Genomic DNA, 18051 nt, shown 5'->3' on the forward strand with positions numbered 1-18051 from the left:
TTATTTTATGAAAATTTATAGACTAATTCTTGTAGTGAGTGCTTCACTTATTATTTCGTGCGATAAAAAAGAACCGTTAATCAAACCAGATTTGATTACAGAAAAAGTGTTATATGATACTGATGACCCTGCAATATGGGTTCATCCAACTGATCCTTCGAAAAGTATAATTTTTGGAACCGATAAAGATACTAACGGGGCTATTTATGCCTTTGATTTAGATGGGAAGGTAATTCCTGAAAAAGTGATCAGAGATATAAAATACCCAAATAATATCGATTTGGAATATGGATTTAGGTTAAATGATTCTACTACAACTGATATTATTGTTTTTACTGAAAGAGAAAAAAATCAAATCCGCTTATTTTCGGTTCCTGATATGAAACCACTTGATGATGGTGGTTTTCCTGTTTTTGAAGATGAAAAAAACCTAGAGTTAAGAAGGCCTATGGGAATAGGTTTGTATAAAAATCCGGATAACCATAGTGTTACCGCAATTGTAAGTAGGAAATCAGGACCCGAAAATGATTACCTCTACCAATATCAACTGGTAAGTGATAGTTTGGGAGTACACGCTAAGTTAGTTAGGAAATTTGGAAAGTTTAGTAAGCAAAAGGAGATAGAAGCAATAGCAGTAGACGATGAGCTTGGGTTTGTGTATTATTCTGATGAAGGTGTTGGTATTAGAAAATATTATGCAGACGTTAAGATGGGAAATGAAGAATTAGCTTTTTTTGGAGGTGAATTTTTTAAAGAAGATATTGAAGGTATTGCGATTGCTTCCAAAGAAAATGGTCAGGGTTTTTTAATTGTGTCTGATCAGCAAAAGGGACAATTTAATGTTTTCTCTAGAAAAGATAATAGTTATATTAAGGCTATAAATTTAGGAACTACAGCAACAGATGGGTGTGATGTAGTTACAATTCCCTTGGGTACTACTTTTACAAAGGGTCTTTTTGTTGCAATGAATGAGCAAAAGGATTTTTATTTCTACGATTTAAGTAGATTGGGGTTGTAAACTTATTTATAGTTTAAGCTGAAAAAAAAAACTCCTTGTCTAAAACAAGGAGTTTTTTATAATATATTCCTGCTAAAAACTTAAATTCAATTTTAAGTAGAGGAATTATTATCTGATTTTAGTATCTGTAATGTTCAGGTTTAAAAGGACCTTCAATAGTTACACCAATATATTCAGCTTGATCGTTTCTTAATTCTGTTAATTCTACTCCGATCTTCTCTAAGTGTAATTTTGCTACTTTTTCATCTAAATGTTTTGGTAGCATATATACTTCATTACCATATTTTTCACTGTTTTTCCAAAGCTCAATTTGTGCTAACGTCTGATTTGTAAAAGAATTACTCATTACAAAACTTGGGTGACCTGTAGCACAACCTAGATTTACTAAACGACCTTCAGCAAGAATGATTACATCATTTCCGTTTACGTTATACTTGTCGACTTGAGGTTTGATAGTATCTTTAGTGTGACCATACTTTTCGTTTAGCCAAGCCATATCGATTTCATTATCAAAATGTCCGATATTACATACGATAGCTTTATCCTTTAATGCTTCAAAATGATGACCCTGAACGATATCTTTATTTCCTGTTGTGGTAATTACAATATCACTATTTCCAATAACAGTTTCTAGTTTTTTTACTTCAAAACCGTCCATTGCTGCTTGTAGAGCACAAATAGGATCAATCTCAGTCACAGTAACGATACTTCCTGCACCTTTAAAAGAAGCTGCAGTACCTTTACCAACATCACCATAACCACAAACAGTAACTCGTTTTCCTGCTAGCATCACATCGGTTGCTCTTCTTATTGCATCTACTGCACTTTCTTTACATCCGTATTTGTTATCAAATTTAGATTTAGTAACAGAGTCATTTACATTGATAGCAGGCATTGGTAACGTTCCATTTTTTACTCTTTCATATAATCTATGAACACCTGTTGTAGTTTCTTCCGATAAACCTTTAATTCCCTCAGCTAATTCTGGATAACGATCTAATACCATATTTGTTAAATCACCACCATCATCAAGAATCATATTTAATGGTTTGCGATCTTCTCCAAAGAATAAAGTTTGCTCAATACACCAGTCAAACTCTTCCTCGTTCATGCCTTTCCAAGCATATACAGGAATTCCTGCATCAGCAATAGCAGCTGCAGCTTGATCTTGTGTAGAAAATATGTTACAAGAACTCCAAGTAACCTCTGCACCAAGAGCTTGTAATGTTTCTATTAACACAGCAGTTTGGATAGTCATATGAAGACACCCTGCGATACGAGAACCTTTAAGAGGTTGTTCGTCTTTATATTCTTCTCTAAGGGACATAAGACCTGGCATCTCAGCTTCTGCTAGTTCGATTTCTTTTCTTCCCCAGGCAGCTAATGAAATGTCTTTAACTTTGTAAGGAACATAAGGTACTGTTTTGGTACTCATAGTATCTGTTTTATGTTTATGAAGTGCAATAATTTTAGTATTTCGCACTAAATTATTCTAAATTCGTCTCCTGAAAATCAAGATACTGATGTCCTGAATTTCAGTTTGCAAAGGTACATAATAACTTTAAGAATTCACATGCCTCTTTACAAAACTATAACAGTAGATGATAGTACTAATATATTGATTTGGAAGATAGAAGAGTCTTTTGAAACTCTATCTGAAGGAATTAAGTTAACAGATCATTGTCAGAATCGCGTTGATAATATGAAATCTGATATGCATAGAAGAGGGTTTATGAGTGTCCGTCATTTATTAGCAGTTTTTGGATACAATGATCACGATTTATATTATGATGATTTTGGTAAGCCACATCTAAAAGATGGAAAGCAAATTTCAATAACACATTCTTACGAGTATGCAGGAATTATTATAAGCGATAAACTTGTGGGTATTGATATTGAAAAACAACGCGAAAAAATTCTTAGAATTGCTCATAAGTTTGTAGATTCTGAACAAGATTTTGTAAATCAACAAGAGGACAAAACCCGAGTGTTGACTGTTATTTGGGGAGCAAAGGAATCCTTGTATAAATTATATGGTACTGCAGGGTTGAGTTTTGAACAAAATATACATATTATGCCATTTGATCTAAATATGCCTTTTACTGCAGGTAGTATTCATTATAATGAAACGATTAGTCATTATGATATAACTTTTTTAGAATTTGATGGGTTTACCTGTGTATATGCTTTGCCCTATGTCTGAGTATAAGAACTAGAATTTTTGAAAATTTGACAAGATGCAGATATCAATAGAGTTAACACTTACCCCTTTACAAAATGATTTTGAAGAACACATTATTAAGTTTATAAAAAGACTTAGAGATTCAAAATTTATAGTATTAGAAAATCCTTTGAGTACTCAGGTATATGGAGGTTATGATGAGGTAATGCCGTTTTTAACTAAAGAAATTAGGAAAGCCTTTGGAGATATGGAGCATGTTTTGGTTTATATGAAAATGGTAAAAAGTAATAGAAGTGACTATGAGCCAAATTTTTGATTTTCTTTTCGGACAATATGCAGAATATTCTACACTAGATATTTCTTTAGAAGTTATTGCGGTATTGTTCGGGATAGCAAGTGTTTTTTTTGCTTGGTTTAATAAAATATGGGTGTATCCTACGGGATTAATTAGTACTTCTATTTATGTGTATTTACTATTGAAATGGTCTTTATTAGGTGATATGATGATCAACGCATATTATTTTGTGATGAGTATATATGGTTGGTATATATGGACGAGGAAAGTAGATGAAACACATACGACTCCAATTTCTAGAACCACTTCTGGAGAAAAGAAAATACAATTTTTGATTTTTATAGGGACTTTAGTTTTTGTATTTGTTGTTTATAGAACATTTGATAAATGGAATGATTGGACCGCATATGTAGACACATTGACAACGGCAATATTTTTTGTCGGGATGTGGTTAATGGCGAGAAGAAAAATAGAGAATTGGATTTTTTGGATTATAGGAGATATTATTTCTATTCCCTTGTACTTTTATAAAGGGTTTACTTTTACAAGTTTTCAGTATGTGATCTTTACATTTATGGCAATTCAAGGATATTTAGCATGGAAGAAAAGCTTAGACAAGAACCTAGTGACTGCATAAGAATTGTATTATTTGGTCCTGAATCAACCGGTAAAACTACCTTATCCAGACAATTGGCAAATCATTATAATGTTTCTTGGGTGCCAGAATATATGAGAATATATCTTCAAAATAAATGGAATACTCTTAGAGAAGTTTGTGTATACGAAGATTTGATTCCTATTGCTACTGGACAAATGGAATTAGAGAATAAGGCCGTTAAAAAGGAAGATAAAATAGTGTTTTGTGATACAAATCTTTTAGAAATTAAAGTGTATTCGGAAGCGTATTATAATGGATCCGTTCCAGAAATTATACGGAAATTTTCGCAAGAAAACACATATGATTTGTATCTTTTGACCTATATTGACACTCCTTGGGTTCCTGATGATTTAAGAGATAAGCCACATCAGAGACAAGAAATGTTTTTGCGATTCAAAAAATCTTTAGAAGAGAATAATTGTAATTATATTATTTTAAAAGGAGATTCTGAGACTCGCTTTAAAAAAGCAAAAACTAACATTGACCAAATAATAAACGAATCAAAGTGAATATTACAGATAAGGATATCAAACTCATTAGATCAAAAGAATTAACTGTAGAAAAAGTATTATCTCAGATAGAGACATTTAAGAACGAGATTCCTTTTGTAGCATTAAGAAGTGCTGCTAGTTTAGAGAATGGAATTTTAAAGTTTTCTGAACACTATCAATCTGAGCTAACTAAATTATATGAATCAAGATCTACTAATTTAGATACAACTAAGTTCGTTCCTGCTTCTGGAGCCGCAACGAGAATGTTTAAAGAGTTGTTTAAGTTTTTAGATAATTACGAATATCGAAAAGAAAGTCTGAATTCATATACCAACCATGAGAAAGCTAATGCAATACGACTTTTTTTAATAGGACTAGAGAAGTTTCCTTTCTATGATATAGTTATGCAAAAAGTGAAAAGTTCTTATCCTAATTTTGCATCACTCTCAGAAGGACGACAGCTTCACATTTTTGTGGAAATGATGTTGAAGGAAAAAGGATTAAATTTTGGAGCTTATCCAAAAGGACTATTACCGTTTCATAAATATACTAGTAGCATATCTACTTCTTTTGAGGAACATTTGTTTGAAGCTGCCGGGTATAATAAAAATATTAACGGTGATTCTAAATTACATTTTACAATTTCTAAAGAACATTTAGATGCATTTAAAGATGAATTCGAAAGAATTAAGAAAAAAGTGGAAGCAGAGACTGATACAAATTTTATAATTACATATTCTTTTCAAAAATCAGAAACAGATACAATTGCAGTAGATGAAAATAATGAACCATTTAGAAAAGAAGATGGATCATTGTTGTTTAGACCAGGAGGGCATGGTGCCTTAATAGAAAATCTGAATGATTTAGATTCTGATATTATATATATCAAGAATATTGATAATGTAGTGGTTAGGAAATACCAGGATGAAGTGTCTGGGTATAAAAAAGTATTAGCAGGTAAGTTAATTGAGATTCAGGATGAAGCATTTAGAATATTAAATGCAATTGATAAAAAAGCTCCTACAGAGGCAGAATTAAAGGATATCAAGAAATTTTTGGTGGAACAGCTAAATGTAAGACTGCCTTTGGATTTTGATAAGTTTTCAGAAAATTATAAACTTCAATTTTTAAAAGAATCATTAGACAGACCAATTAGAGTTTGTGGTATGGTGATTAACGAAGGAGAGCCTGGAGGAGGACCTTTTTGGATTAAAAAAGAAAATGGAAGATTGGTTTTACAAATTATAGAAACACCACAAATAAATTCGGAAGATAATAGACAGCAGGATATTTTAAAAAGTGCTACGCATTTTAATCCAGTGGATTTGGTTTGTGGCGTTCGAGATTATAAAGGTAATAAGTTTAATTTATTAGATTTTGTCGATCCTGATGCTGGGTTTATAACTACAAAATCACTAAATGGTAAAGTTTTGAAAGCGTTAGAATTACCTGGATTGTGGAATGGAGCTATGGCGAATTGGATAAGTGTTTTTGTAGAAGTTCCATTAACCACATTTAATCCTGTTAAAACTGTAAATGATTTATTAAAGTCTGCGCATCAAGTAAAACTTTTCTCGTGAATACCGCTATCATAATTAATGAATTTAAGTTTAAAGCGGTTAGAAGTTCCGGTGCTGGCGGGCAACACGTAAATAAAGTATCTTCTAAAGTTGAACTTGTTTTTAATATATCCGATTCTAAAGGGTTGACTGATGATGAAAAGTTGATAATTACTCAAAAGTTAACTTCAAGAATTACCAAATCTGGTGACCTAGTATTATATTGTGGGGATACCAGAAGCCAGCATAGAAATAAGGAACTTGTAATTAGTAGGTGTTTAGATGTTTTAAAAGCAAGCTTATATATTCCTAAACCTAGAAAACGGTCTAAACCTACTAAATCTTCAATCAAGAAACGATTAGAAAGCAAAAAAAAACAAGCTTTAAAAAAGTCTAATCGTAAAAAACCACTGTTGTAACGGTTACCGTTCTGAAAGTGTGTAAAATTTCTACACTTTTGTGTGGATTTCATAAATTTCTACAGTTTTTTGTTTTCATAAAAAATACTTAAACACCTATAAAACAGTGCATTATGTTATTTTCTTTAGCTATTAAGTTTTTGGAACAATTATTCCTATTTATAATATCGTAAGACAAGTTTTTACAATAATTATAAAAATGAAAAATTTACAAATGATCATCGCGATAGTAGTTAGCATTATATCAGCACAAGGAGTGATTGCTCAAGATGAGTTGGCGGAAAATGACGGATGGGAATTTATGGATTATGAATATGAAGTACAGGAGTATGCAGAGATTGAAATTGTAGAATTACCAATGTCAATTCAAGATGCTGCTGCAAGAGATTTCGAAAACTTACGTATATACAAAGCCTACATTTCTAAGGATAATACCTATAAAATTATTCTTAAAGGTAAAGATAACTACACTAAAGTTGTATTTGCTAGCGCTAATGGCGAATGGATAAAGCCAGACGACAAATCTTAAATCTAGGGGTAGAAAAGGATATCGTTTTGCAACCAAAAGACGATATAAAGTTGTTTAGTGCTAAAAAGAGACCCAATCCCAAGGGTCTCTTTTTTATTTTTTACGTTTCTTTGATGTAGAGAATTATTAAATGTTTTTAATGTTTAATTTTATGTAATACATTTAGAATTAAATGATGTCAATATGTCCAAATTACTGATTGTTGAAGATGATGTTGCTTTTTGTACAATGCTTAAAACTTTTTTGCAGAAAAAAGGATATGAGGTATATACTTCATTTTCTGGTGGCGAAGCGGTTTTGCAAATTCAAGAGCACACATTTGATGTTGTACTTACCGATGTAAGGTTACCGGATAGAGATGGAATTACCTTATTAGAAGATATTAGAGCAAAAAACCCGAAAACTCAAGTAGTAATTATGACGGGTTATGCAGAGATTAATATGGCGGTTAGTGCTATTAAGCAAGGGGCTTTTGACTATGTTTCTAAGCCATTTAATCCAGATAAGATACTTCAGATTATAGAAAATGCCTTAAAAGCTGATATTAAGGAACTAGAACCAAATGTAAATAAAGAGTCTAAGAAGAATGATGTGGTTATTGCTAATAATAATTCCTTTGTAAAAGGAATTAGTGATGCTTCTAAAAAACTAAATGAATATGTTGCATTGGTAGCACCTACACGTATGTCAGTGCTTGTAATAGGAGATAGTGGTACCGGAAAAGAATATGTGGCTAGTAGTATTCATAAAGCTAGCAAAAGATCAGATAAACCTTTTGTTCCTGTTGATTGTGGTGCAATTCCGAAAGAAATAGCTTCAAGTGAATTTTTTGGTCATATTAAAGGATCTTTTACAGGGGCAGTAAATGACAAAGTAGGACATTTTGAAGCTGCTAACGGAGGTACACTGTTTTTAGATGAAATAGGTAATCTTAGTTATGAATTGCAAGTTCAGCTACTTCGGGCGTTACAAGAACGAAAAATCAAGCCAGTAGGTAGTAATAAGGAAATAGAGGTGGATATTAGGGTTATTGCTGCTACCAATGAAGATCTTAGTAACGCTGTTAAAGAAGGAGAATTTAGAGAAGATCTGTACCATCGACTAAATGAATTTTCGATAAAAGTCCCTCCATTAAAAGATAGAATAGAAGATTTGATGCTTTTTGCGAATTATTTTTTAGAAGAATCTAATGTAGAACTAGATAAGCATGTAGTAGGTTTTGCGGATGAGGTATTGGATACTTTTAAAAAATACGATTGGCCAGGAAACTTAAGGGAGTTGAAAAATATTGTAAAGAGATCAGTTTTGCTATCTCAAAATGAGATGATAACTATGGATATACTACCTAGTGATATAGCGTATGCTTCTCATAATTCTAAACAAACGTACGGTTTGTTTAAAAATCAGAATGAACAGGAGTTGATTTTGGATGCTTTAGAAAAAGCAAATGGCAATAAGGCTAAAGCAGCACGTATGTTGGATATCGATAGAAAAACACTATACAATAAGTTAAAACAATACGATATAAGTCTTTAGTTTTTGACTTTTAATTTATTGATTAAATCTTCTATTTTGTGTATTCCTTCTTCCGTAAGTGAAAGTATTTTATTAGGTGTGAACTCGTAATCGTCTTGATGTTCTAAAGTGTTTAAAATAGGAACAATTTCCCTTGCTTTTATTTGCTTAAACATGGGTAACATTTTATGAGCTAATCTTTTAATTTGTTCAAAGTCTTCATTACTAATGGCAGATTTTAATTCTGTTATGTGATCTATTGTGCTATTGCAGAAAGTTTCTAAAATGGCATAAAGAGACTCTGAATCTCCTTGAGCAAAAAGCATTAGATCGTTTAATGAGTAATTGGCGTCTTTTTCTTGATCAGACGTGTTATTTTCATACCCAAGATCTACATCGATGGTTTTAATTTTTAAAACACCTGCGATTAAATCTATTAAAGCTTGTGGAGCATATGGTTTACGAAGGCTTCCAGAAAAACCTGCATCTTCATATTCTGATAAAGAAATTGCAGTTCTACCTGATAACGCAATAATTGGTAAATCGTTATATTTAGAATTATTCTGAATTTCTTTTAGTAGTTCAAAACCATCCATTTTAGGCATTTGTATATCGGTCAGAATTAGATCGTACTCGTTTTTGTTTAAAAGCTCCAATGCATCTATTCCATGTTCTGCTATATCATACGACAACCCTATTAGTGATACTACCTCACTAGTTAAATCTAATTGACTAAGATCATCATCAACGATAAGCACTTTTTTATTAGTGAAATGCTGAATTTCTACAGATTCATTGTCTTCTTCTGTAATTTGAGTTTTAGCAAGTTCAATAGGTATACAAAATATAAAATTACTTCCTTTTTCAACTTCACTCTCTAACTTGATTTTTCCATTAAGTAGTTTGATTATTTTTTTGGTAATTGCTAGACCTAAACCAAAACCACCATATTTTTTTTCCGTATCGTCATCTCCTTGGGAGAATTCTTCGAAAATGTATTTCTGTTGTTCCTTAGTAATTCCAATACCGGTATCTTTTACAGAAATTACAAGCTCCTTTTCCGCAAGACCGTTTTCAGTTATTTTACCATCTATAGTAATTGAACCTTGATCAGTAAACTTATAGGCGTTGTTTAATAAGTTAGTGAGAATTTGTTTGATTCTAAATGGATCTCCTAAGTACTGCTTGTTTAGACTTTTATCCACGTTTATAAAAACCTCTAGGTTTTTAGTATCGTTCACAGGGATGATACTGGTAATAGTATTTTCTATTAACTTTTTAGGAGAAAAAGGTAATTCTTCTATAACCATTCTACCAGCCTCAAGTTTAGATAGATCCAAGAGATCATTTACTAAATGAAGAATATAATCAGAGGATTTTTTTAGATGTCCTAAATAGTGTTTTTGTTTATTAGTTAACCCTGTTTTTTCTAATAAATCGGAATACCCAATAACTGTATTTAAAGGAGAGCGAAGATCGTGAGTCACTGTGTTTATTAACGATTCTCTAGTTTTTAGTAAAGTTTCTTTATAGGTCTTTTCTGCTTCTAATTCGTTTCGATATTTCTGACTCTTTGATACATCTTTGGTGATCAAAAAGAGAAAAGTAATAGCGATTATTAAGCTAATTGCAGTAATAATTATAATGAATTGAGCAGTTTTATCAAGAATATTATTAGATCGTTCTAGTTTCGCCACATATTCCTTTCGCTCATTATCTTCTATAGCAGCCATCAAATCTCGAAGCTGTCGAGTAATAATTTGATCGTTCTTTAAGAGTTTATTTTCTCTAGCTTTGATCTGTCTTTGGTATCTTCTTTCTTTTTCCTCAGCATCCGAAAGTGCCTGATAAATAGATCTGGCAATAGAATCAATAGTTTGATTGGTTAAACGCTCTTCATTATCTTTTCTCGTATATTCTAACCAAGCTATGATAGCCTCTTTTTTTTGAGGACTATATTTTCTAAAGCGTTTATCATAATCGGTATAATTCCCAAAATTCTCATTCTTCTTTAGTTGGTCCATTACATTTTCCTGCAACCCTTTTTCTTTACTTTGCTCATATATTGCAATAAGTTTCTCAAAGTTTTGGTTTTTATTGTCAATTAAAACCTTAATGCTGTCAATTTTTCTGGATTGTAATGTGTCAAGAGACATTGTACTAACTCTATCTATGGTACTTATAATAGAATCAATTTTTGTTTTATAATTTTTGAATTTCTCTGTATCTGAGGTTTGGATGATATTTCTTGTTAGACTTTCTGCCTCGTAAAGACCGGTTATGGCTTCGCCAACTAAGAAAAGTTTTTCATTGTTATCATTTTTAATTTTAGTGATTTCAGAATAATTGCTAAACTGCCTGTAGATCACCCAAAAAGCAATTACTGCAAGTACAATTGCCAGTGTGTAACCAGCAATTATTTTTAACGTAATAGAACGTTTTGTATTTTTCATACTATACTAACTTCAAAAAAACAGAAGCATTGTTTTTATCTTTAATAAAGTTACAATAAATCAATTAAACATAGTACTTTTGCGGCAAAATCTCAAAGGGGTGCAACGTCTTAAAAAATAATTTTTTTAGACAAAGCTGAGATCATACCCGATGAACCTGGGCAGGTAATGCTGCCAAGGGACGCTAGAAGTTATTAATGTCCTTGGATAATAGTACTTTAGGGAATAATAATTATGCTTTTTATGCAGTGTAATTATATTAAACTAATTTTAATCGTTGAATAATTACTCCTTTTATTCGTATCAATATTTTACGAATGAAAAACATATTGTTTTATCTCATCATCTTTTTATTGAGCCTACAGATCTCAGCTCAGGAAAAGCAAAAAGATTCCATAACCAATAAAGTTGAAAAACTGGATGAAGTTCTAGTTAAATCTGTTCGTGTTGATGCAGATTCGCCAATAACACATTCTAATCTTTCTAAAGAAGAATTGGCTACTCGTAATCTTGGTCAGGATATACCAATATTACTTAACTATTTACCAGGCGTTGTAACTACCACGGATGCAGGAGCAGGAGTCGGGTATACATATATTAGAGTGAGAGGTAGTGATGCATCCCGAGTAAATGTTACTTTAAATGGAATTCCTTTTAATGATGCGGAGAGTCAAGGTACCTTTTGGGTTAACCTACCTGATTTTGCATCTTCTGTAGAAAACTTACAACTTCAGCGTGGAGTTGGAACTTCTACCAATGGTTCTGGAGCCTTTGGAGCTAGTTTAAATCTACTAACGGATGCTGTTTCCGAAAATGCAAATGCAGAAATTTCTAATTCATTTGGGTCTTTTGGTACAAGAAGACATAATCTTAAGTTTAGTACTGGATTGCTCAAGGATCATATAGAAATTGCAGGTCGTTTATCGGCAATTGCATCTGATGGGTATATTGATAGAGCATCATCGGATTTGAAATCATATTTTTTACAAGGTTCTTATGTAGATGACAATACATTAATTAAGGCAGTTGCTTTTGGAGGGCATGAAATTACATATCAATCTTGGTTCGGAATAGATGAAGCAACTTTAGAAAGTGATCGTACTTTTAATCCTGCAGGTCAATATACAGATGAGGACGGAAATACACGTTTTTATGATAATGAAGTAGATAACTATAAACAAGATCATTATCAATTACATTGGAACCAGAAATATAATAATTATTGGTCTACTAATGTGGGACTTAATTATACGTATGGTAGAGGGTTTTTTGAGCAGTATAAAGAGGATGAAGATTTTGCTGATTATGACTTTACTCCTATTGTTATCGGTGGTGAAACTATCAATACTACAGATTTAGTTCGTCGTCGATGGTTAGACAATGATTTTTATGTAATTAATGCCACCGCTAATTATAAGAATAATAATTTGGATGTTGATTTTGGTGCATTTTATAGTTTTTATGACGGTGATCATTTTGGAGAAGTAATTTGGGCACAAAATGCTGGAGGATCAGAAATCAGGGATAATTATTATTTCGGTAATGGAAAGAAAAATGAGTTTACCATTTTTGGAAAAACTACCTATAGAGTTAACAATAAATGGAGCGCATTTGTAGATTTACAAGGGCGTTTTGTAGGGTATAAAACAACTGGTTTAACATCCGATCGAGTTCCATTAGAAGTAGACGAAGACTATGATTTCTTTAATCCAAAATTGGGAACTACTTATCAAATCAATACTTCTAATCAGTTATATGCATCTTATGCAAGAGCGAATCGCGAGCCAAGAAGAAGTGATTTTGAAAATGGAATTAATAAGGCAGAAAAACTTAATGATATCGAATTAGGGTGGAGATTTAATAAAAAGAGAACAATAGTAAATGCCAATTTATATTACATGTGGTACAAAGACCAATTAGTGCTTACTGGAGCATTAGATGATGTAGGAGCGCCAGTAAGAGCTACAAGTGGAGAAAGTTATCGTTTAGGGATAGAAATTGATGCTGATATAACCATTACGGACAAATTTATTGTAAAGCCTAATATAGCTATTAGTACTAATAAAAATAAAGATTTTGTAACTTCTAGAGATGGTAGTTTAGTGAATTTAGGAAACACTAATATTTCTTATTCACCAAATATAGTAGCAGGTAATATGTTTATATACCAACCTATTAAAAATCTTCAGCTTGGATTTCTTTCTAAATTTGTTGGAGAACAATATATGGGTAATATAGATAGTGAAACTTCTAAATTGGATAGTTTCTTTATAAATGACCTAAATGTAGTATATGAGATCAAAAACATTCCAGTATTTAAATCTATTGTGCTAACAGGTTTGGTGAATAATATTTTTGATGCAGAATATGTGTCTAATGGATATTTCTTCACTTTTGATGATGATTTTAGTAATCCAGGGACAGTTACAACGGTTGAAGGAGCAGGATTCTATCCACAAGCTGGAATTAACTTTTTACTTGGAGCAACATTAAAATTTTAAACTAAAAGACCTAGAAAACTAACATTTCTTAGTATAGTTTTCTAGGTTTTATTATTTTTATCAAATGAACTTTAGGGGTGACTCCTTATTATGGAGTCTGAGAAATACCCTTTGAACCTGATGCAGTTAGTACTGACGAAGGGAAAAGTTAATCTCATTTCTTATATGATACGATATATAAGAATATGATTTTCTTCTCAAAGAATAGGTTTTACCTAAAGTTTATGGATTTAAATCTAGATAAATGACCATAAACGTTAATAATCAAAAACAAATTATTTCAGAAAATAGTTCGATAGATTTTCTATTAGAAGAGTTGTCACTTTCTAAAAACGGAATTGCTATTGCAATTAATAATCAAATCATAACCAAAGATACATGGAGTGATACCATCGTTAAGGTAAATGATGATGTTACAATCATTCGTGCTACACAAGGAGGATAAATAAAATACTAACTAGGCTTATTAAAAAGTTAAAACTACTTACTTATGAAGAAAAAAGATACTGCACCACAGGAGGGGAAAATAACAACAACTCCTTTTCCAAGTTCTAAGAAGATCTACGTAAATGGAAATATCCATCCAAAGATTAAAGTGGCTATGCGAGAAATAGAGTTAAGTGATACTGTAGATTCGATGACTCGTAAGAAAACACCCAATGAATCAGTAGTAGTGTATGATACCAGTGGGCCATATACTGATCCGAGCAAAGAAATTAATGTACACGAAGGGATTGAGCGTATTCGAGAACAATGGATTTTGGATCGTGGTGATGTAGAAGAATTGGATAATTTTTCTTCAGAATATTGTAATCAACGTCTAAATGATGCAAGTTTAGATCATCTTAGGTTTAACCATTTAAGAAAGCCTAAGAGAGCAAAAGCAGGAAAGAATGTTTCCCAAATGTATTATGCGAAGCAAGGAATCATAACTCCTGAAATGGAATATGTTGCTATTCGAGAAAATCAAAAAATTGAAGAAGCTACCAGAATTGCTAATCAACATCCAGGTCAAGATTTTGGGGCAAGTATTCCTAAAAAAATCACAGCAGAGTTTGTAAGAGAAGAAGTAGCTAGAGGAAGAGCAGTAATCCCTTCTAATATAAATCATCCAGAAGCAGAGCCAATGATCTTGGGGCGTAATTTTTTGGTAAAGATAAATGCCAATATTGGTAACTCTGCTACAACTTCTAGTATAGAAGAAGAAGTAGAAAAAGCGGTTTGGGCTTGCCGTTGGGGAGCTGATAATATTATGGATCTTTCTACAGGTCAGAATATTCACGAAACAAGAGAATGGATCGTTCGTAATTCTCCAGTACCAATTGGTACAGTGCCTATTTATCAAGCTTTAGAAAAGGTAAATGGAAAAGCAGAAGACCTTACTTGGGAAATTTTTAGAGATACCTTGATAGAGCAAGCAGAACAAGGAGTAGATTATTTTACGATACACGCAGGTGTACGTTTAGCATATGTTCCTATGACAGCAAAAAGAGTTACAGGAATTGTTTCTCGAGGAGGTTCTATTATGGCAAAATGGTGTTTAGCGCATCATAAAGAAAGTTTCTTGTATACACATTTTGAAGAAATATGTGAGATTATGAAATCCTACGATGTAGCTTTCTCTTTAGGAGATGGTTTACGTCCAGGGAGTATAGCTGATGCTAATGACGAAGCACAATTTGCAGAATTAGAAACGCTAGGTGAATTAACAAAAATTGCTTGGAAACACGATGTACAAACTTTTATAGAAGGACCAGGGCACGTTCCTATGCATATGATTAAACAAAATATGGATAAGCAATTAGAGGCTTGTGGAGAAGCACCTTTTTATACATTAGGTCCTTTAACAACCGACATTGCACCAGGATATGATCATATAACATCAGGAATTGGTGCAGCAATGATAGGTTGGTATGGTACAGCCATGTTATGTTATGTAACTCCTAAAGAACATTTAGGTTTGCCTAATAAAGAAGATGTTCGCGTTGGTGTGATAACCTATAAGTTAGCGGCTCACGCAGCTGATTTAGCAAAAGGACATCCAGGAGCACAACATAGGGATGACGCATTGAGTAAAGCTCGATTTGAATTCCGCTGGGAAGATCAATTCAATTTAGCTCTAGATCCAGAAAGAGCCAGAGAATATCATGATGAGACATTACCGGCAGAAGGAGCAAAGATTGCTCATTTTTGTAGTATGTGTGGTCCAAAATTTTGTTCTATGAAAATCTCACAAGAAGTACGTGATTATGCTGCTCAAAAAGAAATTGATGATCAGAAAGCTCTAGAAGAAGGAATGCAGGAGAAAGCAGAGGAGTTTAAAGAAAAGGGAAGCAAAGTATATCTATAAGTATAAGTTGTCGGGCATTGAGTTTCTGTAATTATGATACTCAATGCTTGATATCCAATTACCTGACACCAAAAAGATGATTATAGTATTAACATCAGAAAAACCAATTCCTAACGAAGCCAATCAGATTAATCAATTATTTAAAGCTGGTTTAGAAATATTACATCTTCGTAAACCGACTTTTACGATTGATGGATATCGATCTTTGTTAGATTTAATAGAGGCTAAATATCATAATAGAATAATGACGCATCAGTTTCCTGAGCTTACTCAAGAATATAAATTAAGAGGGATTCATTTACAAGAGCAAGCACGTATTGATCTAGAAGATGCATTAGAAGTTACTATTAAAGTTTATACTAATAAAGGGTTTTCTGTGACAAGTTCTTTTCATTCTAAAGAGGATATTGAAGCATGTAAAGCAGATTTCGAATATGTTTTATTAAGTCCGGTTTTTGGATCAATTTCTAAAGCAGGTTATGAAGGGAAAGGTTTTGACGTAAACGACTTGAATCATACCATTATCGGAATGGGAGGAATTAATGAAACTACTTTACAAAAAACCTATGATTTAGGATTTAAAGGAGTTGGTGTTTTAGGTGGTATTTGGAATACTGAAGATCCTATAAATAGTTTTTCTAAAATACAGGAAGCAAATAATGTAGTGTTAAAAAACACGATTTAGATTCTATATGCAAAATCGTCCTAATGTACTTACAATTGCCGGTTTTGACCCTTCTTCGGGAGCGGGATTAACAGCAGACATTAAAGCTTTTGAAGCTTTAAAATGTTATGGAATAGCGGTTTGTACGGCAAATACTATTCAGAATGACAAAGATTTTGAGGTATGTCATTGGATCGAAGAACAAATTATAAAGGATCAGATAGAAGTTTTATTGAAAAGATTTAAGATTGATTATGTAAAAATCGGGATTATCCAAAATTGGAAAGTACTTCTTGATATTACTAACTTTCTTTTAGAGAAGAATAGTAATATGAAAATTGTCTTAGATCCAGTTTTGAAATCAAGTTCGGCTTATGATTTTCATGCGCTTTCAATTGTAGCACCTGAATTCGAAGAGATATTAGATAAAATATATCTTTTGACTCCAAATTATAGTGAAATTAAGGCTTTTTATCCTGATAAAACTATTGAAGAAACGATACAACATATTTCTAATAAAACGAATGTATTGCTAAAAGGAGGCCATCGAGAAGAAATGCTGGGAAAAGACGAATTATTTACCAAACAGGGAACATGCTTTGTGTTAAATCCTAAAAACAAAAACATGACTGAAAAACATGGAAGTGGTTGTGTATTATCATCAGCTATAACAGCATATTTATCTCAAGGTTTTCCGTTATTAAAATCCTGTTATAGAGGAAAGCGGTACATAGAAAAAGTGCTAAGTTCTAACACCTCGCTTTTGGGGTATCATAAATTCTAAAATATAATGACTACACTACAATATATCTCTCAAGGCGAATCTCCACAAGAACATTTACAACATATTGGGGAAGCATGTGAAGCTGGTGTTCGATGGGTACAATTACGTTTAAAGGATATGGATCCTGCTACGGTATTAAATACAGCTTTAAAATGTAGAGAAATCTGTGATCAATATGCAGCTGTTATGATTGTTAATGATAGCGTAAGCATAGCAAAAGCTTCTCAAGCTGATGGTGTGCATTTGGGATTAGAAGATATGAATCCTAAAGAGGCAAGAACTATTTTAGGAGATAATTTTATTATCGGAGGTACCGCTAATACATTACAAGATTGTATAAAACATAAGGAAGATGGAGTGGATTATATAGGATTAGGACCTTTTAGACATACCAATACCAAAAAAAAGTTAAGTCCAGTATTAGGATTAGAAGGATATCAAAAAATTATTTCAGAATTGAATGATGATAATACTCCAATAGTCGCAATTGGAGGTGTTGAGCAGAATGACATAGGTCAAATTTTAGATACTGGAGTAAATGGAATTGCTGTCTCGGGAATGCTTACAAAGCAAGATGATTTAGAAGAAAGAATAAAAAACATAAAAAAACTAATGGCTATAACCGAAAGCTAA

Annotated in this window: 17 protein-coding genes and 1 riboswitch; of the genes, 15 read left to right on the forward strand and 2 right to left on the reverse strand. The window is 32.3% G+C overall.

The genetic code is table 11. The features are described 5' to 3' along the window. Positions 1-7 precede the first annotated feature (7 nt). Complete coding sequence (locus NMK29_RS22450) at positions 8-1018, forward strand: phytase (protein ID WP_108804848.1); 1011 nt, start codon at positions 8-10, stop codon at positions 1016-1018. A gap of 118 nt (positions 1019-1136) precedes the next feature. Here NMK29_RS22450 and ahcY read toward each other — a convergent pair whose 3' ends face one another. Continuing rightward, positions 1137-2453 (reverse strand): adenosylhomocysteinase, encoded by a 1317-nt coding sequence (ahcY, locus tag NMK29_RS22455; RefSeq protein ID WP_108805468.1) that lies wholly within the window; start codon positions 2451-2453, stop codon positions 1137-1139. Between the two features lie 138 nt (positions 2454-2591). On the opposite strand from ahcY, the gene NMK29_RS22460 reads away from it, so the two are divergent. From NMK29_RS22460 to NMK29_RS22495, 8 genes are all read left to right on the forward strand, one after another. Beyond that, on the forward strand, positions 2592-3221 hold the full coding sequence (locus NMK29_RS22460; RefSeq protein WP_027394807.1) for a 4'-phosphopantetheinyl transferase superfamily protein: 630 nt from the start codon (positions 2592-2594) through the stop codon (positions 3219-3221). A 34-nt stretch (positions 3222-3255) separates the two neighbouring features. After that, positions 3256-3516 carry a hypothetical protein gene (locus NMK29_RS22465; RefSeq protein WP_027394808.1) on the forward strand — a complete coding sequence of 87 codons (261 nt, stop codon included), beginning with the start codon at positions 3256-3258 and terminating at the stop codon, positions 3514-3516. Next, positions 3500-4132, forward strand: a complete 633-nt coding sequence (pnuC, locus tag NMK29_RS22470; RefSeq protein WP_108804849.1) for a nicotinamide riboside transporter PnuC — start codon at positions 3500-3502, stop codon at positions 4130-4132. The genes NMK29_RS22465 and pnuC overlap by 17 nt, the downstream gene beginning before the upstream one ends. Next, the gene (locus NMK29_RS22475) at positions 4093-4662 is read left to right on the forward strand and encodes an AAA family ATPase (RefSeq protein WP_108804850.1); all 570 of its coding nucleotides are present in this window, start codon (positions 4093-4095) and stop codon (positions 4660-4662) included. The genes pnuC and NMK29_RS22475 overlap by 40 nt, the downstream gene beginning before the upstream one ends. Further along, complete coding sequence (locus tag NMK29_RS22480) at positions 4659-6224, forward strand: DUF4301 family protein (protein WP_108804851.1); 1566 nt, start codon at positions 4659-4661, stop codon at positions 6222-6224. The genes NMK29_RS22475 and NMK29_RS22480 overlap by 4 nt, the downstream gene beginning before the upstream one ends. After that, positions 6221-6622, forward strand: a complete 402-nt coding sequence (gene arfB / locus NMK29_RS22485) for an alternative ribosome rescue aminoacyl-tRNA hydrolase ArfB (protein ID WP_108804852.1) — start codon at positions 6221-6223, stop codon at positions 6620-6622. The genes NMK29_RS22480 and arfB overlap by 4 nt, the downstream gene beginning before the upstream one ends. A 199-nt stretch (positions 6623-6821) precedes the next feature. Beyond that, positions 6822-7151 (forward strand): hypothetical protein, encoded by a 330-nt coding sequence (locus tag NMK29_RS22490; protein WP_108804853.1) that lies wholly within the window; start codon positions 6822-6824, stop codon positions 7149-7151. A 183-nt stretch (positions 7152-7334) separates the two neighbouring features. Further along, entirely contained in the window at positions 7335-8687 is a 1353-nt protein-coding gene (locus tag NMK29_RS22495) for a sigma-54 dependent transcriptional regulator (protein ID WP_108804854.1), read from the forward strand. Here NMK29_RS22495 and NMK29_RS22500 read toward each other — a convergent pair. Beyond that, positions 8684-11119, reverse strand: a complete 2436-nt coding sequence (locus NMK29_RS22500; RefSeq protein WP_108804855.1) for a hybrid sensor histidine kinase/response regulator — start codon at positions 11117-11119, stop codon at positions 8684-8686. The two genes, NMK29_RS22495 and NMK29_RS22500, sit on opposite strands and share 4 nt — an antisense overlap. A 317-nt stretch (positions 11120-11436) precedes the next feature. Between NMK29_RS22500 and NMK29_RS22505 the strand changes: the two genes are divergently transcribed. From NMK29_RS22505 to NMK29_RS22530, 6 genes are all read left to right on the forward strand, one after another. Continuing rightward, a complete protein-coding gene (locus NMK29_RS22505; protein WP_108804856.1) occupies positions 11437-13620 on the forward strand; it encodes a TonB-dependent receptor in 2184 nt (727 codons plus the stop codon). 63 nt (positions 13621-13683) lie between these two features. After that, positions 13684-13781, forward strand: a riboswitch (TPP riboswitch). Between the two features lie 83 nt (positions 13782-13864). After that, on the forward strand, positions 13865-14065 hold the full coding sequence (gene thiS, locus NMK29_RS22510) for a sulfur carrier protein ThiS (protein WP_108804857.1): 201 nt from the start codon (positions 13865-13867) through the stop codon (positions 14063-14065). A 45-nt stretch (positions 14066-14110) separates the two neighbouring features. Beyond that, positions 14111-15970: a phosphomethylpyrimidine synthase ThiC gene (gene thiC / locus NMK29_RS22515; RefSeq protein ID WP_108804858.1), complete on the forward strand. Its 1860-nt coding sequence runs from the start codon at positions 14111-14113 to the stop codon at positions 15968-15970. Positions 15971-16046: 76 nt separating this feature from the next. Then, the gene (locus NMK29_RS22520) at positions 16047-16655 is read left to right on the forward strand and encodes a thiamine phosphate synthase (RefSeq protein ID WP_108805469.1); all 609 of its coding nucleotides are present in this window, start codon (positions 16047-16049) and stop codon (positions 16653-16655) included. A 7-nt stretch (positions 16656-16662) separates the two neighbouring features. Beyond that, positions 16663-17418 carry a hydroxymethylpyrimidine/phosphomethylpyrimidine kinase gene (locus NMK29_RS22525; protein WP_108804859.1) on the forward strand — a complete coding sequence of 252 codons (756 nt, stop codon included), beginning with the start codon at positions 16663-16665 and terminating at the stop codon, positions 17416-17418. Positions 17419-17424: 6 nt separating this feature from the next. Then, entirely contained in the window at positions 17425-18051 is a 627-nt protein-coding gene (locus NMK29_RS22530; RefSeq protein ID WP_108804860.1) for a thiamine phosphate synthase, read from the forward strand.

Origin of the sequence: Aquimarina sp. Aq107, from assembly GCF_943733665.1 — a bacterium.
GTDB lineage: Bacteria > Bacteroidota > Bacteroidia > Flavobacteriales > Flavobacteriaceae > Aquimarina.